The organism is Polaromonas sp. JS666 (assembly GCF_000013865.1).
Lineage (GTDB): Bacteria > Pseudomonadota > Gammaproteobacteria > Burkholderiales > Burkholderiaceae_C > Polaromonas.
In genome coordinates this window covers 1018855-1044691 of the sequence record NC_007948.1, presented here as the reverse complement: position 1 = coordinate 1044691, position 25837 = coordinate 1018855, and the positions used below count along the sequence as shown (strand labels likewise).

General features: G+C 62.2%; 17 protein-coding genes and 1 pseudogene. 12 read left to right on the top strand and 6 right to left on the bottom strand.

The genetic code is table 11. The features are described 5' to 3' along the window. Nucleotides 1-19: 19 nt before the first annotated feature. The 4 genes and pseudogenes from BPRO_RS05035 to BPRO_RS30855 all read right to left on the bottom strand — a co-directional run. Entirely contained in the window at nucleotides 20-517 is a 498-nt protein-coding gene (locus BPRO_RS05035) for a hypothetical protein (RefSeq protein ID WP_011481974.1), read from the bottom strand. Then, entirely contained in the window at nucleotides 514-8817 is an 8304-nt protein-coding gene (locus BPRO_RS05030; RefSeq protein ID WP_011481973.1) for a tandem-95 repeat protein, read from the bottom strand. The genes BPRO_RS05035 and BPRO_RS05030 overlap by 4 nt, the downstream gene beginning before the upstream one ends. Nucleotides 8818-8826: 9 nt before the next feature. Further along, a complete protein-coding gene (locus tag BPRO_RS05025) occupies nucleotides 8827-10065 on the bottom strand; it encodes a hypothetical protein (RefSeq protein WP_157045733.1) in 1239 nt (412 codons plus the stop codon). Nucleotides 10066-11096: 1031 nt separating this feature from the next. Next, a pseudogene (locus BPRO_RS30855) lies at nucleotides 11097-11294 on the bottom strand (IS110 family transposase); the annotation flags it as partial. An 8-nt stretch (nucleotides 11295-11302) separates the two neighbouring features. On the opposite strand from BPRO_RS30855, the gene BPRO_RS29440 reads away from it, so the two are divergent. Continuing rightward, nucleotides 11303-11452, top strand: coding sequence for a hypothetical protein (locus BPRO_RS29440; RefSeq protein WP_157045732.1), 150 nt, complete (start codon nucleotides 11303-11305; stop codon nucleotides 11450-11452). Nucleotides 11453-11499: 47 nt separating this feature from the next. Here the strand turns inward: BPRO_RS29440 and lolD are convergent, their stop codons facing one another. Continuing rightward, nucleotides 11500-12174, bottom strand: a complete 675-nt coding sequence (gene lolD / locus BPRO_RS05015; RefSeq protein WP_011481971.1) for a lipoprotein-releasing ABC transporter ATP-binding protein LolD — start codon at nucleotides 12172-12174, stop codon at nucleotides 11500-11502. A 130-nt stretch (nucleotides 12175-12304) separates the two neighbouring features. Next, nucleotides 12305-13561, bottom strand: a complete 1257-nt coding sequence (locus BPRO_RS05010) for a lipoprotein-releasing ABC transporter permease subunit (protein WP_011481970.1) — start codon at nucleotides 13559-13561, stop codon at nucleotides 12305-12307. A gap of 33 nt (nucleotides 13562-13594) precedes the next feature. Here BPRO_RS05010 and BPRO_RS05005 point away from each other — a divergent pair, with 33 nt between their 5' ends. The 11 genes from BPRO_RS05005 to BPRO_RS04955 all read left to right on the top strand — a co-directional run bounded on the left by BPRO_RS05005 (nucleotide 13595) and on the right by BPRO_RS04955 (nucleotide 25830). Next, nucleotides 13595-14683 (top strand): hypothetical protein, encoded by a 1089-nt coding sequence (locus BPRO_RS05005; protein WP_011481969.1) that lies wholly within the window; start codon nucleotides 13595-13597, stop codon nucleotides 14681-14683. Between the two features lie 22 nt (nucleotides 14684-14705). Next, complete coding sequence (gene recJ, locus BPRO_RS05000; RefSeq protein WP_011481968.1) at nucleotides 14706-16508, top strand: single-stranded-DNA-specific exonuclease RecJ; 1803 nt, start codon at nucleotides 14706-14708, stop codon at nucleotides 16506-16508. 386 nt (nucleotides 16509-16894) lie between these two features. Further along, nucleotides 16895-17971 (top strand): ABC transporter ATP-binding protein, encoded by a 1077-nt coding sequence (locus tag BPRO_RS04995; protein WP_011481967.1) that lies wholly within the window; start codon nucleotides 16895-16897, stop codon nucleotides 17969-17971. 251 nt (nucleotides 17972-18222) lie between these two features. Then, nucleotides 18223-19518 carry an ABC transporter substrate-binding protein gene (locus BPRO_RS04990; protein ID WP_011481966.1) on the top strand — a complete coding sequence of 432 codons (1296 nt, stop codon included), beginning with the start codon at nucleotides 18223-18225 and terminating at the stop codon, nucleotides 19516-19518. Nucleotides 19519-19639: 121 nt separating this feature from the next. Then, entirely contained in the window at nucleotides 19640-20557 is a 918-nt protein-coding gene (locus tag BPRO_RS04985) for an ABC transporter permease (protein WP_041388384.1), read from the top strand. Next, nucleotides 20558-21442, top strand: a complete 885-nt coding sequence (locus BPRO_RS04980) for an ABC transporter permease (protein ID WP_011481964.1) — start codon at nucleotides 20558-20560, stop codon at nucleotides 21440-21442. After that, nucleotides 21439-22143, top strand: a complete 705-nt coding sequence (locus BPRO_RS04975; RefSeq protein ID WP_011481963.1) for a GntR family transcriptional regulator — start codon at nucleotides 21439-21441, stop codon at nucleotides 22141-22143. Before BPRO_RS04980 ends, BPRO_RS04975 begins: the two co-directional genes overlap by 4 nt. 238 nt (nucleotides 22144-22381) lie before the next feature. Next, nucleotides 22382-23122 carry an aspartate/glutamate racemase family protein gene (locus BPRO_RS04970; RefSeq protein ID WP_011481962.1) on the top strand — a complete coding sequence of 247 codons (741 nt, stop codon included), beginning with the start codon at nucleotides 22382-22384 and terminating at the stop codon, nucleotides 23120-23122. Nucleotides 23123-23407: 285 nt separating this feature from the next. After that, nucleotides 23408-24268 (top strand): 3',5'-nucleoside bisphosphate phosphatase, encoded by an 861-nt coding sequence (locus BPRO_RS04965; RefSeq protein ID WP_011481961.1) that lies wholly within the window; start codon nucleotides 23408-23410, stop codon nucleotides 24266-24268. Beyond that, nucleotides 24268-25173: a DMT family transporter gene (locus tag BPRO_RS04960; protein WP_011481960.1), complete on the top strand. Its 906-nt coding sequence runs from the start codon at nucleotides 24268-24270 to the stop codon at nucleotides 25171-25173. The genes BPRO_RS04965 and BPRO_RS04960 overlap by 1 nt, the downstream gene beginning before the upstream one ends. Before the next feature lie 9 nt (nucleotides 25174-25182). Beyond that, entirely contained in the window at nucleotides 25183-25830 is a 648-nt protein-coding gene (locus BPRO_RS04955; RefSeq protein ID WP_011481959.1) for an L-threonylcarbamoyladenylate synthase, read from the top strand. The last annotated feature ends 7 nt before the right edge of the window (nucleotides 25831-25837 follow it).

Genomic DNA, 25837 nt, shown 5'->3' with positions numbered 1-25837 from the left:
GCTCAAACAAGTAAAAAATCTAGCAAATGGCGGCAGAGTCCGCATCGCACGGTGGAACGGGCAGCCAGGCCGAGTAATTACCGCCAGTGAGCGTCAAGCCCAACTTGGACAGAAAGCGCCCGGTGCGGTGAATGGACACGCCACTGGCCACGCCGATGTACACCTCGGCGGCGGCACGGGCGTGGGCCCAGGCCCGAAAGGCCATCACCATCTTGATGGCGGCCAGTCCTCCGCGATGCTCGGGATGCACCAGCAAGAAAATCGAAGAGGCGATGCGTTCACGGGAAAAGAAATACTCGTCGATGGTGCCTATCATCAGACCGTGCAACTCACCCGAGGTCTGCCGTGCAGCCACAAAGAAGGTGGTGGACAGCGGCTGTTCGATCATGCGGGCAAATCGCTGGGCGACGCGCTCACCGTCGTAGGGCAAACGCGCGAAGCGGCTCTCCAGGTGGCACAGCTGACCCAGTTTCACCAAAGCCGTGAGGTCAGCCACAACAGGCGGTGCGACTTTCAAGCAGACGCCCCGTTCAGCTGCACGGCCTGCGACTGGGCAGCCTGCGTCCATTGGGCTTGCATGGCCGCGAGGGTCTGGTCCGGGTCCTGCCCGTCCTGTATGTCGATGCTGGCCAGCGGGGCGGGGTCATAGGTGGCGGTGATGGTGTTGATCATCTGCACCATCAACAAGGCCATGTGCTCGGGGGTAAGCGGCACGGCTGCGGACGCAGTGACGGGCTCGGCGGCAGGCAAAGCGCTGGCTTGTGCTGCCAGCATTTCTGCCGGCACGGCATCGCCATTTAACGCCCCGACGTAGTTGGTGGCCATCGGGGCCTCGGCAGCGACAACGGCAGAGGCACTCGGCAAGCGTGCGGTTTCGTCTATCGGAAAAGCCACATCACCCACAGCACCCGTGCGGCCATCGGCCCAGGTAAAGCGTGACTGCCCCAGTTCGGTGACCCCGTCCACCTGCCGGACCTGGTGGTCACTGGCAAGGCCAATCTGAGTGATACCGATTTCATCCAAGGTATGGAATTCGCCCGGTGCGCTTACACCATCGCCGTTGGCGTCCTCCCAGGCACCGAACTCCTGCCAGCGCGCATCCAGCCGGTCAAGCAGGCCGTTGCCGTTGCTGTCAAAGGCCGCCAGTCCCTCCAGATCGGTGCGGGCGCCGGCAAGGTAGCTCACAAACGATATTTCATCAAAACGGTTTATCACCCGGTCTCCGCCTATGTCGCGCGCCAGCAGTGCGTCGTCCGCCGATACCCAAGCCAGGTGCTCACGCCAGCCATCGTGGTTGACGTCGAAGTAGGCTTTGGAGTCGTCCAGGCCTACATAGTGCAAGCCATTGCCGGTCAGGTCCAGCGTCACCGGCTTGCCGCCCCCGCTGCTGCTTGCGCTGGAGCCCACATGCACGGTATTGATGGCGACGTTGGCACTGGCACCACCGCTGTCGGTCACGGTGATGCTGAAGGGGTCGGCCCCGCCGTAGATGTCGCCGCGCTGGCTGTAATACTGCCAGGCGCCGGTTTGCACCACGGCATAGGCGGGTGCCTGGGTATGGTCAATTTCGCGGGGCGCGGAAAGGTCGGTGTACTGGTTCGCCCAGGCATGCCCATGCTGCGGGCCGACCGCCATGCTGAACGTGATCCCGGAAGAATCACCATCTGGGTCGTAAGCCACGACACCACCCGCCTGCCGGTATGGGTCGTCCACCGGCCAGATTGTGGTGTCCCCGGGGTCTTGCAGCTTGAAGGGATTGTTTGGGGAATAGAAAGTTGCATCCAGGGGATCCGTACTCAGCGGCCGCATCGCGCCATTGCGGTAGTAGGTGGGTGTCACGACGGCATAGTCGTAGACATAGGCCACATAACCCTCCTGGTCAAAATTGGCCATTCTCAAGGTCCGGTCGTATAACCCGCCCGTGGCGGCCAGAACCCGTGCCTGCGCCTCCTCATGAATGGCCACATCTACGGTGGAGCCCAGGTCACCGTCCAGGCCGCTACCGGGATAAAAGATTTGCTGGTAGCCGTACAACGGCCTGTCATACCAGATGTCTTCGATGATGGGGGCATCATTGACCGACTGCACGTTCAGCTGGGCCATGGCCCAGGTCTGGCCACCATCGCCATCGCTGACCTGGTAGGTAAAACTCGCGGTCCCGTAAAAATCGGCATCCGGCACAAAACGCACCGCCCCATCCGCCTGCAGGCTGACGGTGCCATGCTGGGCCCCGGCCACGGCGGTGACGCGCAAATCAGCCGCCGGGTTGTCGGCGTCCGAGTCGTTGACAAGCAACTGGTCCTGGGCAATGCTGAAGGCGATATCCTCATAGCCAATGAAGCCGTCATCAGTGGCGGTCGGGTTGATGTTGACGTGCGAAAAATCGATCTGCGCCGTGGCGGTACTTGCGGCGCCTTGCGGATCCTGCACCACATAGTCAAAACTCCCTCTTCCTGCATAGCCCGCAGCGGGTGTAAAGCGCACGTTGCCGTCGCCATCCAGGGTGGCAACGCCGTGCTGCACGTTGCTGATGGCGCTGATATGCAGCGCTTGGGGCGACTCGACGTCGGTGTCGTTCGCCAGCAAGGCAGCTTGCGTGAGGGTGTAGCTCACATCGCGTTTTCCCAAGACTAGCTCACTGTTGGCCACCGGTGCGTCATTGACCGGGTTGAAGTTCAGGTTGACGGTAGCCTGGCTTTCGCCCCCCACGCCGTCGCTCACGGTATACGTAAAGCTCGCCGAGCCGTTGAAGTTGAGATCAGGCGTGAAGACGATTTCGCCAGCTACCACCTGCACGTTGCCGTGGCTGGCATTGCCCGCTTCGCTGATGGTGAGATCGCCGTGAGGGTTGTCCACATCGGCGTCGTTGGCCAGCAACGCACTGGCGATGAAGCGGGCCTGGATGTCTTCATCCAACGCGACGGCCTCACCCAGCAAGCGCGGTGCATCATTGACCGGGGCAATGGCCAGGCTGGCCAGGCCCACCGTGAAGCCGCCAACGCCGTCACTCACGGTATAGGTGAACTGCGCGGGGCCGAAGTAGTCTGCATCGGGGACAAATCGGATGGAGCCATCAGGATTGAGCGAGACCGCACCGTGCGTGGCGTTGTCGACGGCGACGATGCGCAGATCCGTAGAGGGGTTGTCGACATCGCTGTCATTGGCCAGCAGCGATGCCTGGCTCAAGGTCTGCACCTCGTCTTCGTTGAAGCCGACCGTCTCGCCAAGCACCTCCGGGGCATCGTTCACCGGCGCCAGGTTGACCACCACCTGGCCCGCTACCTGCCCACCACGGCCGTCATCTACCGTGTAGCTGAAACCTGCCGCGCCGAAGTAGTCGCGCTCCGGCGTAAAGCGCAAGGTGCCGTCTGGCAATAGCACGATGCTGCCGTGCTGGGCATTGCCTACGGCGGTAATCGCCAGCACCTGTGCAGGCTCTGCATTGGTAGTGGCCGTGTCCACATCGGTATCGTTGGCCAGCAGCAGTGCGGGGTTGATATTGAGGATGATGTCTTCATCACTGGCCAGGACCTCACCAGTGACCACGGGCAGGTCATTGACGGGCAAGACCGTCAAGCGCACGGTGGCCTGGGTTTCACCACCTTCGCCCGCAGCCATGCTGGCGGGGCTTCTGTCGCCCACCCAGTAGCTGAACTGGGCCGGGCCGTTGTAATTGACATCCGGTACAAAGCGCACCGTACCGTCCGGCTGCAAAAAGACCTGGCCATGTTCCGCCAGACCAACGCGGGTTATGCGCAGCACATCGCCATCTACCGCGGTATCGAGATCACTGTCATTGGCCAGAAGGCTGGCAGCGGTGAACAGCAGAGTGTGGTCTTCATCGCCGCTGGCGGTCTCGCCTTGTGTAACGGGAGCATCGTTGACGGCAGCCAACTGCAAACTGACACTGGCGCTGCCTGACAGGCCGTATTGATCAGTCACGGTGTAACTGAAGCTGGCCGGGCCGTGGTAGTTGGCCTCTGGCAAAAACACGACTTCCAGCGCGCCCTGTGCATTGGCCTGCAGCGACACGCTGCCATGCACGGGCGCAAACACCGAGGTGATGCGCAGGTTGGGTTCGCCCGGCCGGGCTGGCGCGTTGAGGGTGCTGTCGTTGGCCAGCAGCAGAGACTCCGGAAAGCGCAGGCCGGTATCTTCGCTACTGGAACCCTGCTCGCCCTGCACGCGTGGAAAGTCCACGAGGGCGGCGGAGTCTGTACTCAGCATGTCAGTCGCTAAAATACCCTGAGGGGCGTAGTCATAAGGCAGAGCTGAAGAAGGCGTTTCTATCACTACCGAATTGATAGCTGTTTGCGGCTGTTCCTCCTGGGCTAGCGACTGATTTGACGCATCAAAATTACCGACAGCTGGATCAGTGGCATCTGAATCATCTGCAGCTGGCACGGCAGCGCTTGTTGCGACGGAAAGAGCAGGCGTGAAACCAGTGGAATAAGGCGCAAACAGCTCTGACGCGGCAACGCTGAATCGCGTTCCATCCCAGGTTTTCCAGTTGATGTCGCCTGCGACGGCAGGCTCAGGCTGCACGGTCGCGGTGATAGAGCTCGCAGAGGTATTTGCGAGTGTAGGCCACTGCGCTGCGACGGCGCCCAGGGCTACCGCAGTCAGGGGCATTGCGACGGACGCTGTGTCGAGCAAGCCTATATTGGCGCTGCGTACCATCGCCTCCGTTGCCTGCCTGATCTCACCGCCCAGGCTGGCTGCGCCCAGGGGTATGAATGCCAGGCCGTCGACTGCTGCGTTACTGCGCACTTGCGCTGCGCCTTGTGTTTGCCCGGCAAGTTGGCCGTTAATAGCCCGCCCTGCTGTACCGCCATGCATCCTTGCATCACCCGCACCAATCGCAGTGCTGGTTTGAGTGCTTTGTGTGGCGATGGTGCGTGCGCTCGTGGTGGTGAGACGGCTATCGCCGGCATCCACTGCAGATGCTGCTGCGCCTGTTGCCGCAGTTGTCACCCCTCCGCCACTGATATGCGCCGCCTGCCCGTCAAACTGTCGGGTATTGACCGCATGCAACGTGGCGATGGCTGGTGCATGGGTTTGCTCATCCCACTGGAGCACGCCGCCCGCGACGGCTTTGTACGCCACACCCAGAATGTCACCGGTCAAGGTTTGGGCCGTCAGTGGCGTGCGGCTTCCGTCGGCCTTGACGATGGCGGGCGGGTTGCTGCCGAAGTCGATGGCAGTAATGCCTGCCTGGGCCAGGGTACGAACTTCCGCGGCGTTGTTGCCACTACCGTTGCTGCTGCTCGCATCGGCATTAAGGTCCATCCACAAACGCAGGGCTGCGAATGCAGGGTCGCGTGCATCAAGCAGCTTGTCGTTATTTGCATCAAGCCAGTTCAGACTGTTCAAGGCCGTGCTGCTGCCCAGGTTCAGCAATTCGCCTGTGCCTATGATTCCATCGCCATTGGCATCAATAGCCAATGCGCTCTGATTGGCGGCCAACCACTGGCTGCGCTCCAGGTAGCCGTCACCGTCAATGTCTATGAGGGCGTTTTGAAGGGCAGGCTCCACCGGCAATGCAAGCGTGAGGGCTTGCATTGTTTGGTGCATGCCGTCAGCCAACTCCTGCGGCAGACCTGCTTGTGCGCCCGGCTGTTGAATGCCCTGGCCTTGTTGCCAATGCGCCAGCACGGTTTGTACTTGCCATGCCGGGGCAATCGCGCCTTGGGCATGCCGCATGAAGTCGCCAGCCAGGGTTTCACCGGTGCCGTCACCCCGGCTACCGGCGCCGTCGTAGTAACGGATCTGGGCTTGACCGCTCTCATCCAGCCACTTCAGATACACAAATCCCTTGGCACCGTTGGCCAAATTAAAACCGTCAGGATCGTACTGGTAGCCTATGGCAGGCAGCAGGTTGGGGATCAGGGCGTAGCTGTTACCGGCTTCGTCCCTCACGCCTGCGAGCTGGGCTTGCAGACCATCGACCAGGTTTTGCATCCAGCCAGTGGCGGTAGCGCCACCGCCTTCCGCATCCTGGTCGGTGATGACAACTGTGTTGCCCGCGCCATCCCATTCGGCATGAGCCAAGCCTTCGCGCATGGGGATGTCGGGCTCGTCGCCGAACAGGCTGCCGCAGATGGTGATGGCCACCGAGATGATCTGGCCGTAAACGGGAATGAAGTTGGCGGCGGCTGCCAGGACGGCAACGGGGTCGCCCGAGTCCAGGGCAAGCACCAAGCCCAAGCCGGGCAAGAAGTTGCCACCGAAGGTGTCACTGACCAGGCCCATCTTGGTGGCAGCGTCGTAGGTCAGGTTTTCTACCAAGCTTAGGCCGCTGTACAAGGCGCCACCTGCGTTGCCCTGATCTAAAGCGTTGAGCAGGCCCAGCACCGAGGCCGCCGTTCCCAGGTCGCCAGGCAGAGCATTGCCTGCGATCTTCTCTACAGCGTTGTAGATGCTGGCCACGGCAGCAGTGCGCTGCAGGTCGCTCATGTCGTCCCAGTGCTGCAGGCCGATGATGCTGTTCATCAGACCGACGGCGCTGGCGGCCTGGCCGGCTTGGGCTTCCAATTGGACTTGCTCGTAGCTGTCGGATGTGAGGACTTGGCTCGTGGCGCTGACATACACGCTGCTGCCGCCCAAGTCCTTGATCTGGTGGTAGCCATTGGCCAGCTGGTTGATCTCACCGGCAATGTCGCCATCGGCGTTCACCAAAAAGCTGCTGGTGCCATTGAAGGGCAAGACGTCAAAGCCGGCGAGTTGGCCCGCACCATAGGTGCCTGCGTTGTGGTTGCCAGTGAAATGACTCGCCAAATCGCGGGCCGGAATATCGGCGACGTTCAGAGGCTCGTCCGCGCCAGAGCCACCATCGGTAACTACAGCGTTGCCGGTGTAGGTACCGGCGTCAGCGTACACAGTGCCGGGCCCACTCGTGATGGCCTGATTGAGACCGGTTTCCAGGGCTCTGAGCTCATCAGGGCTCAAAGTGCGAAAGCTGGTGATTTCCTCGCCATCGGCAGCTGGGTGCAAATTGATTAGACGCTGTGTTTCTTGATCAAAACTTTGCTGAATCCGCTCACCAGTATTCAGGCCATTCGGATCGAGCCACTGAGTTTGCCCATCCGAACCACCGCTGCGGGTGTATGTCACCCCTCCCACCGTGTAGCGATCCCCCACGCGATTTCCGGCAAGATCCCACTGTCCCTGAAATTGCAAGGTGTTGCCGACCCATTGACTGAACGTGGTAGCGGCTTCGCCCTCGATGGGGTTGGGGATGCTCTCCATTACCGTGGTCTCCCCTCGCTCAGTGTGGGTCACGCTGTAGTAACTGAGCTTGTCTTCAGGATCGAAGACCTGCGTAACGGTGTCGCCTTTCTTGATACTTCCGTTGGTGCTATCCGCCTTCGCGATGAAGCTAATGGTGGTTGAGTCATCCCCGTGGTGTGTGATATCACGGTTCGTGGCTGCTGGAGATGGTGTACTGGCAGCAGTTGACGAAAATACCGGGGTGGCCGATGCAGGGGCGGTTGAAGCGCTGGTTGGATCACCGATCCAGACTTTGTTTTCCGGACCAACAGGCAGACCGGTCATCAGGTCGTAGGCTGTGCGATCTTCCCAGTGGCCACCGGTGGGGGTGACCTGCGCAGACACTGAGCGATCGTCTTCTGGTAACGACGGGTCAAATCGAGAAAATGAACGCAGGCGATAGCCCACGCTTGTTCCATTTCCATCTGTTCGATTGAATCCGTCCGCCGGATTCAGGTATTTACCGACATTACCCGCACCAAGCCAGCCCGCTCCAATCAAGCTACCTTCGGTTAACACGGTGCCATCGGAAAGAGTTCCCCCCAAATGAGCCCATGCCCCATTGCTCTTTAACTGACCTTTAACAGCTTCAACATTCAACGCGAAAGCGTTGTCCTGAGCAATTTTGTTGGTCAGAAAATCATCTTTACTCCAAACCCCATCTTTACCGGTCCAATTGCCATTTTTATCCTGATATTTCGTCTGCTGCAGCGCATCGGGCAGCATCTGATATGCACCCAAGGCGCCGGCACTGTTGACCGCACGATAATCCCCACCGCCTTCCAAGCCTACGAGATATTCACGCAATGCATTGATGCCGCCGATCCGGACAGGGGTGAGGGAGGCGCCTTCGTATTTGTAGGTGTTGCCCGGAACAGGGTTTCGTTGAAATTCGCTTACCAATTCGCTTGGGCGATAACTTCCAACGGTGCTGTAGCCCACACCCTTTTGATCCACGAGCAGGATCATGTCGGTCTTCGAATAGTCGAAGTTATTTTTGTACAAGGTGTACGGATCAACGGCTACGCGCTGCCTCTTGCCGTCGATCTCGGTGTAGGTGTACGCAGACATGTGGTCGTGTACCGGCCCCGTACCAACGTTGCTCATGGTGCCGATGACCGTGCCGGCCTTAAGGGTCAGGCCATCCAAGCCAATAGGCAGGTTACTCATGTGCCTGATGACGTATTCCACGCCATCCGTGCCCTTAATAACTGCGATTTTATTGGCCGGCAATTTTGGATTTTCGGTCACTATTCTCAGCGTGCCGTCGACCGGAGCGCCAATGAGGACGTTTTGATTGACCGCATGCCGGGTGGTGACATCCCTGACGGTTGGAACGCTGCTGTTTGTAGCCGTTTTGTTCGGTTGCAGCTCACCGTAGATGACATCGATACCGCCGTGGAACCGGCCGTCACGGGCGGCCCCGAAAACTTGCGTTCCCGCTTCACCGCCGGTTGTGGTCAGTCGGGGAACATACGTGATGCCGTTCACTATTTTGGGTGGCAGCATGTTGTTCAGCAGTTGCTGAAAACTGGATGGGTTAGCCATCTGGATTCCTCAATAGGGAGAAAACGACAGGAACGGCGTGGTAGCAAACAGCTCCTTGCTCCCACGGTCAGTCAACTGGATCTCCATCACTGCAAGCTGCTTGACTTCTGGGAAAGCCAACTCATCCTTGGGTTCATACTCGTAGGCACCAGCTGATGGCGGGTTCTTGTATGCACGCATGCCAATGATTTGGGAGTACTGCCACACGACATAGAGCTTGTCTCCGATGGCCCACATGCCCAACGGCCTTGCACGGGGGCAGGCATCAAGATTGGGGCGCTCGCAGGCGCGCATGAGACTGGCATTCAGCACTTTCGGCTTGTCCTGCAAGTAAAGAAAACGGGCGCGGTCAATGTCCCAGATAAACCCGAGTTCGATTTTGCTTGCGGGTTCTGGCTCTCCGCTAAAACGTGGTTTCCATTTGGCGTTGGTCCTAAATCTAAGCTCTATAAATCCGGCGATTAGGCGTTGCTTTGAAGGGCCGTAGAAAACGTCCATTGGGTACAGGTCCGCCCTGATTCGGTTTCGTGCCGTGAAGGACGGTGCAACCCTCTTGAATTCCGCATCAATTTGCCTGTTGATCGCATCGCCGTCCACTTTCAAAAAGCCCAGGGCAAGCCTTTTTTTCGCCAATTCCTGATACGCCGCTGCAGGAGCGGACACTCCGGTACCGCACCCCATTGAAGTGGAACTTGTACTGCACGACTGCATAGGAGGTCCAAACTTGGTTGAGATCGTGGTCGATTCGCATCGCCACCTATCTGCCCCATCCCCCCCAAAGTTACATCGCTGATCGCTGATGGCTGGCGGCAGGGATTTGATATCGAACTTCGCATAGTTCTTCAATTGGTCGTGCGCCAGCAATTGCTGCGGACCCATACTGTGAAGCACCACGCCGTCAATGCTGGCTCGCCATGTGTGCATGTGGAATACTTCAAATTTTCGGCCCTGTACAAACTGCATGTTCAGCGCTTCGATACCGTTGCGCTGCACCCACATATAGGGGTCGACCCATTGGCCCTTATCTACAAGCAGAAAGGGCATCGCCCCGCCTGGATAAGTCGTCATGTACAAGCCGTCTGGCATTGAGGGCAAGACAATTTGACCAGAAACTGCACTTTGGCTGCCGGCCGCAGCACTGCGCTCTTGCGCATAAGCAGTTGTAGTTGTAGTTGTATATAGGCCGAGCGCAGCGGCAATGAGGACACGTGCAATCGCAACAGCGCGCTTTCGCAATAAATACTTCATGCCTCGCGCCTCTCAGTCCGGCGCATCGCACCAATGGGCGATCTTGATAACCATTGATTTCGTCGCCCCAACGAGTGGCTTCGTCGCATCGGCACTTCTGATGATGCAAGCAAACACACCTTACTTGCGTTCGCCGCGTGCTTACCGGACGATCCTGGTATCGGGTTGGGGGTAAGCCGTTCTCGGCGGCCTACTTTCGGCATGCCACATTGCCAGCACCTCAATGACATGACGGATGACGGCGTGAAGTGACCGGTATTCCAATCACGGCTCGCCAAAACTGGCGGCAGACACCGTGGCTTCCCGATGCCACTATTTTTATAGCTCTTCCCCATCCCACTCCCTACTTTTATTTTTCGTTCTTCGTTAGCGTTGAACCCGACCTGACGAGTCTGCTGTTTGTTAAATCATGCCACCGTCAACGCATTCCTCTCTGCAGCACCCCTGTCAGGACTAACAGGTGCGTTGTCATAGCGCGACATACATCGGTCTCATACAGAAACCGAAAGGAGTTGGCTAGTCTATTTGTAGGAGGCTTCTTCGCGGCTTGCTCCCTTGAATTCAGCTCAACGAGTAGCGCGTATCTGACGTTTATGAGTCCATCGCGTCGTGCAAGCATCTCCACACACTGCAGATAAACGCATGTTCTATGGGGACTCTTTTGTCAAGCCGTTTTTGATGACAGCATCCATCAGTTGAAGTTCATGGTCCCCTGACCATGGAACCCATTGGCGGACGTGCTTGATGACCGTTTTTGCGTGGCTCGAAGTGGCCGATGCATTCTGATCTAAGGTCGGGGTGTGATGAGCGTTCAAGCCAGTGCTCGGACGAACTTCTATCCGTGCAGGGTGTATTTACCCAGCACTCAATGCAGCATGCACACAAAGCGCGCTGGCAAACCCCAGTTATCGGCGCGCCCCATCTGTTGCGACGGTCACGGTTCTGTGACCCGCGTTTATCGCGGGCGCGTCGCCCTTTGATCATGATGCGTCCCATGTCAAGCCGTTTGTTTAGGTTCAGGCTGATTGGCCTCAAGCTGTGGTTGGCTTGAGCACCGCCCCGTTCGGAATCTCGCCGTGCTCAAGGTAGCGCCAAAGGGCGATGGACAGACGCCGCGCCAGCGCCACGATGCCTACACGGCGCATGCGTTTCCCCCCTGCCGCAAAGCGTCGGTTGAACCACTGGCTCAAGGCACTGGCAGGCTGCAATCGCAGCCAACCCCATCGAAGGCGACGCGATGAATGCGCTGCTGTGCGGTGCCGGGCACAACATGCGCAAGATCCTCAAGAAGCTGCGGCCTCTTTGCGCTCAATTGGGCATCATGCTGCAGCAGCTCTTGAACAACGCAATCTCCTGGGACGGCCGCAGGATACTTCGGGCCATTTGAAAATCGAGTTTCTCAGGCGCGACTATCTACTGGTTCAGTAAGACTCATCAACCCCACTCCGACAACCGCCCCGACACCAGCCCAAAGCGCCGCCCGCACCGCGTTGCCAGCGTTTCATCATGCGTGACCAGCACAAACGCGGTGCCGAAATCGCGCGCCAGTTGCAGCATCAGTTCAAACACACCGTCGGCCGTAGACCTGTCGAGGTTGCCGGTCGGCTCGTCTGCCAGGACGCAGGCGGGCTGCGTGACCAGTGCGCGTGCAATGGCCACGCGCTGGCGCTCGCCGCCTGAGAGTTCGGACGGGCGGTGATGGATGCGGTCTTTCAGGCCCACGATTGCCAGCATGTTGGTAGCTGTTTGCGCAGATTGCGCGGGGGTTTGACGCCTGATCCATAAGGGCATGGCGACGTTGTCAAGGGCGCTGAACTCGGGCAGCAGGTGGTGGAACTGGTAGACAAAGCCCAGGTGCAGGTTGCGCAAGTTGCCCTGTTCGGCTGCTGACAGCGCCGACAGGGTTTGGCCCATCAGCTCGACCTGCCCGCTGGTGGGCGCATCGAGCCCGCCCATCAAATGCAGCAGGGTGCTTTTGCCCGAACCGGATGCGCCGACGATGGCCAGCGTTTCGCCGGCGTGCACCTGCAGGTCTACGCCGTGCAGCACGGTCAGGTCGATGGGGCCTTCGTGGAAGCGTTTGGTGAGGCCGCTGGCCTTGAGCACCACTTTGTTTTGGAGCGGGGAGCCCTCACCCCTGCCCTCTCCCAGGGGGAGAGGGAGTGAAGCCCCGGGAAGTGAAGCGCCGGGGGGTGAAGCCTTGGGGAGCGAGGCCTCGCGGAGTGAATCCATGTTGTCTTTATTCATAACGCAGGGCCTCGGCCGGGTTCACCTGGCTGGCGCGCCAGCTGGGGTAGATGGTGGCCAGAAATGCCAGTACCAGTGAGATGACGACAATCGGCATGATGTCGGCGTACTGCGGCTCGCTGGGCATGCGGCTGATCAGGTAGATGTCTTTGGGCAGGAAGCTCGCATTGAGCAGCCGCTCCAGCGCCGGCACGATGACGTCAATATTCAAGGCAATGCCCAGGCCGAGCAGCAGGCCCGAGAAGGTGCCGATCACGCCGACCAGGGCGCCTTGCACCATGAATATCTTCATGATGCTCTGGGGGCTGGCGCCCAGGGTGCGCAGGATGGCGATGTCGGCGCGCTTGTCGGTCACCGTCATCACCAGCGTGCTGACGAGGTTGAAGGCCGCCACCGCCACGATCAGCGTCAGGATGATGAACATCATGCGTTTTTCAAGCTGCACCGCCGCAAACCAGGTTTTGTTCTGCCGCGTCCAGTCGCGAATCAGCAGGTCGCCGGTCAGGCTTCTGGACAGCTCCAGCGCGACTTCGCGCGCCTGGTGCAGGTCTTTCAGCTTGATGCGGATGCCGGTCGGGCCCTCCAGCCGGAAAATCCGGGCGGCGTCGTCCTGGTGCAGCATGACGAGCGCCGAGTCGTATTCAAAGTGGCCGGAGTCGAAGGTGCCCACCACCGTCATTTGCTTGAGGCGCGGCACCACGCCGGCGGGCGTGACCTGGCCGCTGGGCGCGATCAGCGTGACGGTGTCGCCCTCACGCACACCCATGGAGCGTGCCAGTTCGCCGCCCAGCACCACGCCAAAGCCGCCGCTCACCAGTTTGGGAAAGGCCGTGTCTTTCAGTTGCACCGCGAGGTCGGTGACCTGCCCTTCCAGCGCCGGATCGATGCCGCGCACCAGCGTGCCCTTCATGTCTTCGCCGCGCGCCAGCAGGGCCTGCGCGGCGATGAAGGTGGCGGCGCCCACCACTTGCGGGTTGGCCTTGATCTCGGCCAGGGTTTTCTGCGGGTCGGGCAGCGCGGCGCCATTGGGCGCGAACACCTCGATGTGGGAGATCACGCCCAGCATGCGGTCGCGGACTTCCTTCTGGAAGCCGTTCATCACGCTCAGCACAATGATCAGCGCGGCCACGCCCAGCGCAATGCCCAGCATGGACACGCCCGAAATAAAGGAGATAAAGCCGTTGCGCCGTGTGGCCCGGCCAGCGCGGGTGTAGCGCCAGCCCAAAATCAGCTCATAGGGGATTTGCATGACCGGTATTGTTGCATCCCGGACAATAGCCCCATGCCCGCCCCTTCCTCATCCCCGCCAGCTTGCGCACCCCCTCACCTGCTGATTCCGTTTGCGGCCTGCAGCACAGAGGCGTGGCTGCCCGCCATGCAGGCGCTGCCACGCGACAGCACGCGCCATCTCGGCGAGCTGCTGCGCGGCATGAAACAGGTGCACGCGGATATGGGCGAGGCCTATTCGCTGTCGCCGCCGCACGAACGCGTGCTCGGCCGGGCGCAGGGCCTGCTTGCCGCCGGCACGCCGGACGGCCTGATTGCCTGGGCGGCCAGGGACGCGGCGGAGCACCTGCATGACCTGGGCAACAAAGCCTGGGCCTGGATCACGCCCTGCCACTGGGCCATGGGCCGCGAACATGCCACGCTGACCGACCCGGCCGCACTGGCGCTGCGCGAGGACGAATCGCGCGCCTTGCTGGCGGCCATGCAACCTTACTTTGAAACCGACGGCATCACGCTGCATTACCTGGAGCCCGAGCGCTGGCTGGCGGAGGGCGAGCTGTTTCGCACGCTGCCCACGGCCTCGCTGGACCGGGTGCTGGGCCGCAATGTGGATGCCTGGCTGCCCGGTGCAAAGGGTGTTGTGGCCGAGGAATTTTCCGCCGGGCCGCCCCAAGGAAAATTAGCCCCCTCGGGGGGCAGCGTATTACACGAAGTGAAAAGCGTGGGGGCCAAAACCCTGCGGCGTTTGCAAAACGAAATGCAGATGCTGCTTTACACGCACCCCCTGAATGACGAGAGGGCCGCACGGCGCCAGTTGCCGGTCAATTCCTTCTGGCTCAGCGGCACTGGCGCATTGCCGTCCTTGCCGGCGCCCGGGGTGAATGATCAGGTCAGCGTGCCGCGGGGCCTGGCCCAGGCGGCTTTTCATGATGACTGGGCCGCCTACGCCCAGGCCTGGGCCGCTCTGGACGCGGGTGAAATCGCCGGCCTGCTGACGCGCCAGCGCATGGGCGAATCCGTGCGCCTGACCCTGTGCGGCGAACGCAGCGCCCACACCTATGAAAGCAGCCGGCCCGGCCTGCTGGCCAGAATCTCAAGCCTTTTCACCCCCGCCCTACCGGTGGAAGTGCTCAAGCAGCTATAAAAATGACCATCAGAATCACACCATGAAAATACAGGTACGCGATGTGCCACCGCGCAGCGTCTGGGCGCTGCAGCAGGGCGGCGTTCACCCCTTGTTGGCGCAGCTTTATGCGGCGCGGGGCGTCCGCTCGATGGACGAACTCGACGACGGCCTGGGCAAATTGCTGCCGCCGGCCTCGCTGCGCGGCACCCGGGAAGCCGCGCGGCTGCTGGCCGATGCCATGGCCGCCGGGCAAAAAATCTGCGTGGTGGCCGACTATGACTGCGACGGCGCCACCGCCTGCGCCGTGGCCCTGCGCGGCCTGCGCCTGCTGGGCGCACAGAACGTGGGCTACCTGGTGCCCGACCGGGTGATTGACGGCTACGGCCTCACGCCGCCGATTGCCGAGCGCGTGAAGGCCACCGGCGCGGATGTGCTGGTCACCGTGGACAACGGCATTGCCAGCCTGGAGGGCGTGGCACGCGCCAAGGCCCTGGGCATGCAGGTGCTGGTGACGGACCACCACCTGCCGGCGCTGAAGGACGGCCAGGTGGTGCTGCCTGCCGCCGACGTGATCGTCAACCCGAACCATCCCGATTGCAGCTTTGAAAGCAAATCGATGGCCGGCGTGGGCGTGATGTTTTATGTGCTGCTGGCGCTGCGCGCCGAGCTGCGCGAGCGTGGCGTGTTCGGCCGTCCCGCCGCCGGGCCGCCCCCAGGCGGGACAGCCCCCTCGGGGGGCAGCACAGCACACGAAGTGGCAAGCGTGGGGGCTATTCCTCAACCGAAGCTGGACACGCTGCTGCCGCTGGTCGCGCTCGGCACGGTGGCCGATGTGGTGAAGCTGGACGCCAACAACCGCCGCCTGGTGGCGCAGGGACTCAAGCGCATTCGCGCGGGCGCGCTGCCGGCCGGCCTGGCCGGCCTGTTCACCGCAGCCGGCCGCCATGCAGCGCTGGCCACCACCTTCGATTTCGGCTTTGCACTGGGCCCGCGCATCAATGCGGCCGGCCGCTTGAGCGACATGACGCTGGGCATTGAATGCCTGCTGACCGACGACGCGGCACGGGCCGACGAACTGGCCCGCATGCTGGACGGCATCAATCGCGAACGGCGCGACATTGAAGCGGGCATGCGCGAGCAGGCCCAGCTGGCGGCCGACGCGATGATTGATGAAGATGAAGAACCGCCGCCGGCCATCGCGATTTTTGACCCCGAGTTTCATGAAGGCGTGGTCGGCATCGTGGCCTCGCGCATCAAGGACAAACTGCACCGGCCAACCTTTGTGTTTGCCGCCAGCCAGGCGCCGGGCAAGGAACACGAACTCAAGGGCTCGGGCCGCTCGATCGCCGGCTTTCATCTGCGCGACGCGCTGGACCTGGTGGCCAAGCGCCACCCGGGTGTGCTGCTGCGCTTTGGTGGCCATGCCATGGCGGCCGGCTGCACCATTGCCGAAGAGCGCTTTGAGCAGTTCGAACAAGCGCTGCAACAAGTCGCCCACGAGTGGCTGGATGCCGCCACGCTGACGCGCCGCCTGGACACCGACGGCCCCCTGCCGGCCGAATACCGCCGCACCGACGTGGTCGACACGCTGCACAGGGAAGTCTGGGGACAGGGCTTTGCCGCCCCGACATTCAGCGAGGAAGTCGAGGTGGTGTCGCAGCGGCTGGTCGGTGAAAAACACCTGGCCCTGAAACTGAAACACCAGGGCCAGCCGGTGGACGGCATCTGGTTTGGCCACACCACGGCGCTGCCCGCACGTGTGAAGCTTGCTTTCAGGCTGGATGCCGATGAGTGGCAGGGTGTGAAACGGGTGCGGTTTCTGGTGGAAGCGGCTGAAATTTAGCGGCTGCTCAGGCCATAGCGCCATTGCCTTGATCCGTTCCCCCTGAGCCTCCTTCCTCTTCTTTCTTGATCTTCTTTGTTGATCTTCTTGCTCCTCTTGCCCCCTCTTACTCCTTCCCCCAAAGGCGGGAAGGGTAAGACGGGGATGGCATACGGGCCTGAGTAGCGACGAGATTTAAGCGTTTTAAGGCTCCTGCCCAGACGAAACGGGGACAAGAAGCCATTAAATTGATAGCAACTTCAGGAAATTTCAGGCCTTTAGCGGGCAAGGAACGCACCGGAATAGCACGCGCCATGGGCGGCTGAGCACCAAGATCAGGCATTTTGTACACAATCTCGACTTAAATCGCATACAAAACTGGCACAACCCTTGCATCAAGGGCTGGCATGAACGCCCTTGCCAGCCCCCCGCCCGCCGCCATTGAGGTCATCGCGCTGACCAAACGGTATGCGCCGCAGGACAAGCCTGCGGTTGACGGCATCAACCTGCGCGTTGCCAGTGGCAGCTACTGCTGCCTGCTGGGGCCTTCGGGCTGCGGCAAAAGCACCACGCTGCGCATGATGGCGGGCCACGAGTCCGTCACCAGCGGCGACATCCTGCTGGAAAACCGCAATATCACCGACCTGCCCGCCGCCAGCCGGGGCACGGCCATGATGTTCCAGAGCTTTGCGCTGTTTCCGCACCTGTCTGCGCTCGACAACGTGGCCTTCAGCCTGAAGATGAAAGGCGTGGACAAGGCCGGGCGCCGCCAGCAGGCCAAAGACCTGCTGGACCGGGTGGCCATGGGCCACCTGGCGGAGCGCAAGCCGGCCGAGCTTTCGGGCGGCCAGCAGCAGCGCGTGGCGCTGGCGCGCGCGCTGATCACGCAGCCGCGTGTGCTGCTGCTCGACGAGCCGCTGTCGGCGCTCGACCCTTTTTTGCGCATCCAGATGCGTGCCGAGCTGCGGCGCTGGCAGAAAGAGCTGGGCCTGACCTTCATTCACGTCACCCATTCGCAGGAAGAGGCCATGGCGCTGGCCGACACCATGGTGGTGATGAACCACGGGCTGATCGAGCAGGTGGGTTCGCCCCACGAAATCTACAACCGCCCCGCGAGTGAATTCGTTGCCCGCTTCATGGGCGGGCACAACGTGCTCGACACGCCGGCCGGCAAGATAGGTGTGCGCACCGACCACATGCAGGTCACCCCGGCCGGCCAGGCGGCGCCCGACGCGCCCCACAACCGGCGCGCCGTGGTCACCGATGTCGAATACCAGGGCCCTTATGTGCTGCTGGGCCTGCAAAACCCGGGTGTGTCACCCGCCGCCCACACCACGGCCGAGCTGTCGGTGATGGTGCCGGAAGCGGCGTTTGCGGCCCGGCCCTATGCGCCGGGCGACACCGTTCAGCTGTCGTGGGCGCCCGAGGCGGCCCACAGGCTGCAGGTCATGCCTAGCCCCACTACTCCACTACTGTTCAGTTAAGTTATTCACCCTGAATCGGAATGACCAAAACCTTGACTTGTCATGGCGGGCCTGACCCGCAATCCATGGATCCCGGATCAAGTCCTGGATGACAAACCAGGGGCAAGGCCTTAACTGAACCGTATTGGGCCTAGCCCTCAAGTTGCTGCCCTGCCTGGCGCACCCGAGTTTCCTGACCTCCGTTTTTGTGTTCCCTGTTTTCAACCGTCCCTTCGCAAGAAGATTTCACCAAGCCACCAGGAGTTTTCACCATGTCCGACGCTCTTCCTGATCAAAAAGGTACCGCCACTGACACCGCCATCAGCGGCCTGCCGCGCCGTTCCCTACTCAAGGGCACGGCCGGCATTCTGGCCACGGGCATCTTCCCTGCCGTCCATGCCCAGGAAAAAATCGTGTTGCGCTACCTCGGCACCGCGGTCAACCAGGACAAGGCCATTGCCGAGAAGTTCAAGGCCGACACCGGCATCACCATCCAGTACGTGGCCGTCACCACCGATGACGTGACCAAGCGCGCCGTGACCGCGCCCAACAGCTTTGACCTGATCGACACCGAGTACTTCTCGCTCAAGAAGATCGTGCCCACCGGCAACCTGAAGGGCATAGACACCAAGCGCATCAAGAACGCCGACAAGATCACCACGCTGTTCACCACCGGCACCGTGGCGGGCAAGGCCGTGGGCGACCAGGGCACCGCGCCCAAGAAAGTGATTTACCTGGAAGGCGAAAAAAGCAAGGTCTTTGCCAAGAGCCCGACGCAGTTCATGTCGCTCATTCCCACGGTTTACAACGCGGACACGCTGGGCATACGACCCGACCTGATCAAGCGCCCCATCAGTTCCTGGGCCGAGCTGCTGAACCCCGAGTTCAAGGGCAAGGCGGCCATCCTGAACATTCCTTCCATCGGCATCATGGACGCCGCCATGGTGGTCGAGGCCAAGGGAATCTACAAATACCCGGACAAGGGCAACATGACCAGGAAGGAGATCGACCTGACGATCGCCACCTTGATCGAGGCCAAGAAGGCCGGCCAGTTCCGCGCGCTGTGGAAGGACTTCAACGAATCGGTCAACCTGATGGCTTCGGGCGAAGTGGTGATCCAGTCGATGTGGTCGCCCGCCGTCACGGCCGTGCGCACCAAGGGCATCGCCTGCAACTTCCAGCCGCTCAAGGAAGGCTATCGCGCCTGGGCCGCCGGCTTCGGCCTGCCCGCCACGTTGTCGGGCAAGAAGCTCGACGGCGCCTATGAGTTCATCAACTGGTTCCTCGACGGCTGGGCCGGCGCCTACCTGAACCGCCAGGGCTACTACAGCGCCGTGCTGGAAACCGCCAAGGCCAGGATGGAAGCCTACGAATGGGCCTACTGGATGGAAGGCAAGCCCGCCTCGCAAGACATCAAGAGCCCCAATGGCGACGTGTTGGCCAAGACCGGTTCGGTGCGCGACGGCGGCAGCTACGAAACCCGCATGGGCGGCATCGCCTGCTGGAACGCCGTGATGGACGAGAACAACTACATGGTCCAGAAATGGAATGAATTCGTAGCAGCCTGACCGGCATTTCACGCTTACTCCCTCTCCCTCTGGGAGAGGGCGGGGGTGAGGGCAGGCAGCGCCCGCCACTTGCCCTCACCCTAACCCTCTCCCTGGGGGAGAGGGAACAAGACCCCAAAACATGAGCACACCTACCGCCTCCTTGCCTTCACCCGCGCCCGCGCCCGCGCCGGGCCGCAGCCTTGCCGCCTGGTGGCAGGCCATGCCGCTGACGACGGTCTTTGTGCTCTTTTTCCTCATTCCGCTGGCGCTGATCCTGATGGTCAGCTTCTGGGATTTCAACGAATACGAGCTGCTGCCCGGCTTCACCCTGAAGAATTATTTTTCCATCTTCGAAGGCTGCGGCAACACCTCCGACCTGTGCGTCACCTTCAAGACCTACCTGTCGACCTTCAAGTTCAGCTTTCTGGTCTGGCTGATCACGCTGGTGACCGGCTTTGCCGTGTCGTATTTCCTGGCTTTTCACGTGCGCTCGCAAGGCGTGCAGACGCTGCTGTTCGTGCTGTGCACCATTCCTTTCTGGACCTCCAACGTGATCCGCATGATCTCGTGGGTGCCGCTGCTGGGCCGCAACGGCCTGGTCAACCAGAGCCTGGCCGGCCTGGGCGTGGTGAACCAGCCCATTGAGTGGCTGCTGTTTTCTGACTTTTCGGTAGTGCTGGCGTTTGTGCACCTCTACACCATGTTCATGATCGTTCCGATTTTCAATTCGATGATGCGCATAGACCGCAACCTGATCGAAGCAGCCAGCGACAGCGGTGCCTCGGCCTGGCAAACACTGTGGAACGTCATCGTGCCGCTGTCGCGCACGGGCATCATCATCGGCTCGATTTTTGTCATCACCATCGTGATGGGCGACTTCGTCACCATCGGTGTCATGGGCGGCCAGCAGATCGCCTCCATCGGCAAGATCATCCAGGTGCAGACGTCCTACCTGCAGTTCCCGCTGGCCGCGGCCAATGCGGTCATCCTGCTGGCGTTGGTGCTCATGATCATCTGGGCACTGACCCGCATGGTCGACATCCGCAAGGAACTCTGAATGAACAGCGACAAACGCACCGCCGGCTTCTGGTTCCTGGCCGCTTTTTTCGCCCTGTTCGTGCTGTTCCTCTACGGGCCCATGTTCGTCATCGTGGTGCTGAGCTTTCAGGGCCCCGAAGGCGGGCTCACCTTTCCGCTGCGCGGCGTGTCGCTGCACTGGTTTTACAAGCTGGCCGAGGGGCTGGGCGTGGTGGACATCGGCACGGCACTCAGGCGCTCGTTGGGCCTGGGCCTGGCGGTGATGGCTTTTACCGTCGTGCTGTCGGTGCTGGCCGGCCTGGCTTTCCGCAAGAAGCTCGCGGGCGCCAACACGCTGTTTTTTGTGGTGGTGGCGAGCCTGATCATGCCGTCCATCATTGTGTCGCTGGGCATTGGCCTGGAGTTCCGGCTGCTCGACACCGGCATCAAGAAGGTGCTTGAAGTTTTCGGCATGACCGGCACGCTGGAAGGCTACGGCACCGCACTCGGGCTGTTCACGTCGGCGCTTGGCGCGCACCTGACCTGGACGCTGCCCTTTGGCCTCCTGATCATGTTTGCCGTTTTCAACCGCTTCAACCCCGCCTATGAAGAAGCCGCGCGCGACCTGGGCGCCACGCCGTGGCAGGGCTTTCGCCATGTGGTGCTGCCGCTGATTGCGCCGTCGGTGGTGGGCATAGGCATGTTTGGCTTTACCCTGAGCTGGGATGAAATCGCCCGCACCTCGCAGGCCATTGGTGATGTGAACACCCTGCCGCTGGAACTGCAGGGCCTGACCACCACCGTCACCACGCCGTCCATCTACGCGCTGGGCACCGTCACCACCGTGGTGTCGCTGCTCGTCATGGCGTTGGCCCTGGGCCTGGCCTGGTGGCTGGACCGGCGGCAAAAGAAAGGCACCCGATGAGCCAGGCAACGCCCACAACGCCATTGACCGACAGCGAGATGTATGAACGCGTGATCTCGGCCATTCTCGACCACCGCCTGCCGCCGGGCACCAAGCTGGTGGAAGACAAACTGGCCAGCGCATTCGGCGTGTCGCGCACGCGCATCCGCCCGGTGCTGGTGCGGCTGGCCAATGAGCAGGTGGTCACCCTCATACCCAATCGCGGCGCCACCGTCGCCCAGCCCACCGAGCAGGAAGCGCGCGAGGTCTTCGAAGTGCGCCGGCTGATCGAGCCCACGCTGGTGGAGCTGTTCATCGCCAACGCCAGCGAGGCCGACATGCAGCAGCTCAAGCGCTGCATCGACGACGAGGAAGCCGCGCGCCTGGCCGGCGACATGCACCGCGCAATCCGGCTGTCGGGTGACTTCCACCTGCAGATCGCCGAGCGCGCCGGCCACCAGACGCTGGGCCGCATCCTGCGCGAGCTCACGTCGCGCACCTCGCTCATTCTGATGACCTACAGCACGGCCCATGAACGCAGCCGCGATGAAGCCGCCGCCTGCGGCTGCCGCGAACACCGCACGCTGCTTGACGCCATCCGCCTGCGCGACGCCCGGGAAGCCGCGCGCCACATGCGCGAGCACCTGACGCGGCTGGAGTCCCAGCTGCAATTTACGCCACCTGCGGACGACGCACCCGACCTGTCCACGCTGTTTGGTTGATATGGCCCCCACGCTTGTCGCTTTGCGTACTACGCTGCCCCCGAGGGGGCCGCCCGCCTGCGGCCCGGCAAAGCCGGTTCCGCGGCTCATGCTTGCATGAAGAATTCTGTGGGTGCGTCCGGTGGAGGTATTTCACCAGTGGGGGCCGAGGGTCCGGCTTCGCCGGCCCCAGGCGCCGTCCCCTTGAGGGGAGAACAGGCTACACGCAGTGAGCCTGGACAGGGGTGAATTCTTAACAATGCGAAAACTGCTGGTCATCAACCCGAACACGTCGGCCTCGGTCAGCGCCTTGCTGCAAACCCATGTGCAGGCGGCCGCCGGTCTGCATGTGCAGGTGCGCACCGTCACCGCGCGTTTCGGCGCACCCTATATTTCGGACGAAGCCAGTTATGCGGTCGCTGCCCATGCCACGCTGGACACCTGGGCCGCCGCCCTGGCCGGAGTGGATGAGGCGCCTGACGCGGTGCTGATCGGCTGCTTTGGCGACCCCGGCCTGCTGGCGCTGCGCGAAAGCAGCCCGGTGCCGGTCACCGGCCTGGCCGAGGCGGCGTTCACCGAGGCGGCGCGCCACGGCCGCTTTGCCATCGTCACCGGGGGCGAGCGCTGGGGCCCGATGCTGCAGCGGCTGGCCCAGGCGCTCGGCCATGCGCCTTCACTGGCCGGCATCCACACCGTCGCGCCGACCGGTGCGCAACTTGCGGCTGACCCTGCCGCCGCGCGCACCCTGCTCACCCAGGCCTGCCGCGACGCGGTGCGCCAGCTGGGCGCACAGGCCGTCATCCTGGGCGGGGCGGGCCTGGCGGGCATGGCAGCGGCCCTGCAGCCCGGCGTGAGCGTGCCGCTCATCGACAGCGTGCTCGCCGGCGCCCACTGGGCCTTGCGCAGCCACGCACCGCCATCGCGGCGCAGCAAGCCAGGCTTCGACGTACCCTGGGACAAACTCTCACCGGAGCTCACTGCGCTCGGGCTGCAGCCTTGAACCATGCCTTCAATAACCGGCATTCCTTCGGGATTCCATACTTCTGGCCGCACTCCAGTGCACGCTGGTGCGCGGGCCCGGCATGAATGCGCTGCAGAAAATCCACCAGCCCGGGCTGCGGGCGCCGGGTGACCCGCGCCGTGACGCTCGATCAGCTCATCAATGATGCAATGATGGCGCCGGACTCTGCCACGCCAGATCGCCACTGGTGACTTGCCCAGTGGGTGAGCAGGCCCTAATCGAGGCCGGGCTGCATCAACACCTCGCAAAGCCTAAAATGGGGCTGTGACCCTCAAAAACATCCTCAATGCCGACCTGCATTGCCACTCCGTCGTATCAGACGGCACCTTGACCCCGGAGGCCCTGGCAGAGCGCGCCAAAACCAATGGCGTGGAGTTGTGGGCACTGACTGACCATGACGAGATCGGCGGCCAGCAGCGGGCCGCCGCCGCCGCCAGGGCGCAGGGGCTGTATTACCTCACCGGCACCGAGATCTCGGTCACCTTCGCCGGCGAAACCGTGCACATTGTGGGCCTGGGTTTTGATGCCGACGATGCAGACTTGCAGCAGGGTTTGCGCAACACGCGGGGCGGCCGGGAACAGCGCGCCATGGAAATGTCTGAGGGCCTGGCCAAGGTAGGCATCAAAGGGGCCTACGAAGGGGCACTGAAGTTCGTCGGCAACCCCGAGCTGATTTCGCGCACGCACTTTGCCCGCTTTCTGGTGGAGTCCGGCATATGCCGCGAAACAGCCGATGTCTTTCGCAAGTACCTCACCGAAGGCAAACCTGGTTATGTACCGCACCGCTGGGCCAATCTGCGCGATGCGGTGGGCTGGATCACGAAGGCTCAGGGCGTGGCGGTGATCGCCCACCCGGGCCGCTACAAGTTCACGCCCAATGAAGAGTACGCGCTCTTCACCGAGTTCAAGGCGCATGGCGGCCAGGCGGTTGAAGTCGTCACGGGCAGCCACACCCCACAGGAATACGTGAAATATGCCGGGACGGCCAAGGAATTCGGCCTGGCCGCTTCGCGCGGCAGCGACTTTCACAGCCCCGACGAGAGCCACACCGACCTCGGCACCCTGCCGTTTTTACCAGGCGAGCTCACCCCCGTGTGGGACCTGCTGGCGGACCGGATCCAGTAATGGCCGGCCTCGCAAGAACCGCTCCCCACGCTCTGACCGGCATCGCACTCCAGGTGGCGGCCATGGCCTGCTTTGCCCTGCTGGACACCACCACAAAATTCATCAGCGCCAGTGTGCCGGTGCTGATGGCCCTGTGGTTTCGCTACGCGTTCCAGGCGGTTGCAACCACGGTGGCGGTGCTTCCGGTGCGCGGCCGCTCGCTGCTGCGCACGGCCCACCCGCGCTTTCAATGCCTGCGCGGTGTGCTGCTGCTGACCTCCAGCATGCTGGCGTTCTTCAGCCTCAAGTACATGCCGGTGGGCGAATTCACGGCCATCGTGATGATCTCGCCGCTCGTGATCACCCTGCTCGCGTCGCTGACGCTGGGCGAACGGGTCTCCGCGTTACGCTGGACGCTGGTGATCGGCGGTTTTTTGGGCACCCTGATCATCATCCGGCCTGGCGACGACACCTTTGACTGGACCATGCTGCTGCCCTTGGCGCTGGTGGCCACCCATGCCTGGTTCCAGATCCTGACCAGCCGGCTGGCCCGCACCGAGGACCCCGTCACCATGCATTTTTATACCGGCTGGGTGGGCACACTGATCGCTTCGCTGGCCCTGCCATTTGCCTGGACCTGGCTGGACTCCTGGACGCTGTGGGGCGGCCTGGTGCTCATGGGAGTGATGGGCACAGTCGGACATTTCATGATGATCCTGGCCTATGGCCGCGCACCCGCGTCGACACTGACACCCTTTCTTTACACGCAGATCGGTTTTGCGATGATAGGCGGCTGGCTGGCGTTTTCACATGTACCCGATCGCTGGTCGATACTCGGCATAGCCCTGATTGCGACGTGCGGCGCGGCCGGCGCGTGGCTTTCGGTGCGCGAGACCCGGGTCCCTGTTGCCCCCCCTGAATCCTGAAACACCGCCATGGCCCAGTTTTTCGAAGTTCATCCCGACAACCCCCAGCTGCGGCTGCTCAAGCAGGCGGTGAACCTGCTGGCGCGCGGGGGCGTCGCCGCCGTACCCACCGACTCCAGCTACGCGCTGGTCTGCCACCTGGACGACAAGGCCGCGGCCGACAGCCTGCGCCGTATTCGCGGGGTGGATGACAAGCACCATCTCACGCTGCTGTGCCGCGACCTGAGCGAGCTGGCCAACTATGCACGCGTCGACAACAAGCAGTTTCGCCTGCTCAAGGCGGCCACGCCCGGGCCCTACACCTTCATCCTGGAAGCCAGCAAGGAAGTGCCGCGGCGTCTCAGCCACCCGTCGCGCAAGACCATAGGCCTGCGCGTGCCGGGGCACAAGACCCTGCAGGCCCTGCTGGAGCTGCATGGCGCGCCCTTGCTGGCCACCACGCTGATACTGCCCGGCCCCGACAATCCGCCCCACGAACCACTCAACGATGCACGCGACATCCGCGACCAGCTGGAGCATGAACTGGCCGCCGTGATTGATGCAGGCGCCTGCCACCAGGCGCCCACCACCGTGATCGACCTCACCCCCATGGGCGAGGGCGGCGAGCCGGTGGTGGTCCGCCAGGGCCGCGGCGACCTGGCTGCGCTGGGCCTGTGAGCCCCTG

Coding starts and splice junctions, on each gene's coding strand:
- BPRO_RS04970 (WP_011481962.1), top strand. CDS start 22,382: ATGCGAAAACTGCTGGTCATCAACCCGAACACGTCGGCCTCGGTCAGC.
- BPRO_RS04995 (WP_011481967.1), top strand. CDS start 16,895: ATGAACGCCCTTGCCAGCCCCCCGCCCGCCGCCATTGAGGTCATCGCG.
- recJ (WP_011481968.1), top strand. CDS start 14,706: ATGAAAATACAGGTACGCGATGTGCCACCGCGCAGCGTCTGGGCGCTG.
- BPRO_RS04955 (WP_011481959.1), top strand. CDS start 25,183: ATGGCCCAGTTTTTCGAAGTTCATCCCGACAACCCCCAGCTGCGGCTG.
- BPRO_RS04985 (WP_041388384.1), top strand. CDS start 19,640: ATGAGCACACCTACCGCCTCCTTGCCTTCACCCGCGCCCGCGCCCGCG.
- BPRO_RS04960 (WP_011481960.1), top strand. CDS start 24,268: ATGGCCGGCCTCGCAAGAACCGCTCCCCACGCTCTGACCGGCATCGCA.
- BPRO_RS04990 (WP_011481966.1), top strand. CDS start 18,223: ATGTCCGACGCTCTTCCTGATCAAAAAGGTACCGCCACTGACACCGCC.
- BPRO_RS05005 (WP_011481969.1), top strand. CDS start 13,595: ATGCCCGCCCCTTCCTCATCCCCGCCAGCTTGCGCACCCCCTCACCTG.
- BPRO_RS04980 (WP_011481964.1), top strand. CDS start 20,558: ATGAACAGCGACAAACGCACCGCCGGCTTCTGGTTCCTGGCCGCTTTT.
- BPRO_RS05030 (WP_011481973.1), bottom strand. CDS start 8,817: ATGGCTAACCCATCCAGTTTTCAGCAACTGCTGAACAACATGCTGCCA.
- BPRO_RS05010 (WP_011481970.1), bottom strand. CDS start 13,561: ATGCAAATCCCCTATGAGCTGATTTTGGGCTGGCGCTACACCCGCGCT.
- BPRO_RS04975 (WP_011481963.1), top strand. CDS start 21,439: ATGAGCCAGGCAACGCCCACAACGCCATTGACCGACAGCGAGATGTAT.
- BPRO_RS05025 (WP_157045733.1), bottom strand. CDS start 10,065: ATGAAGTATTTATTGCGAAAGCGCGCTGTTGCGATTGCACGTGTCCTC.
- BPRO_RS29440 (WP_157045732.1), top strand. CDS start 11,303: ATGAATGCGCTGCTGTGCGGTGCCGGGCACAACATGCGCAAGATCCTC.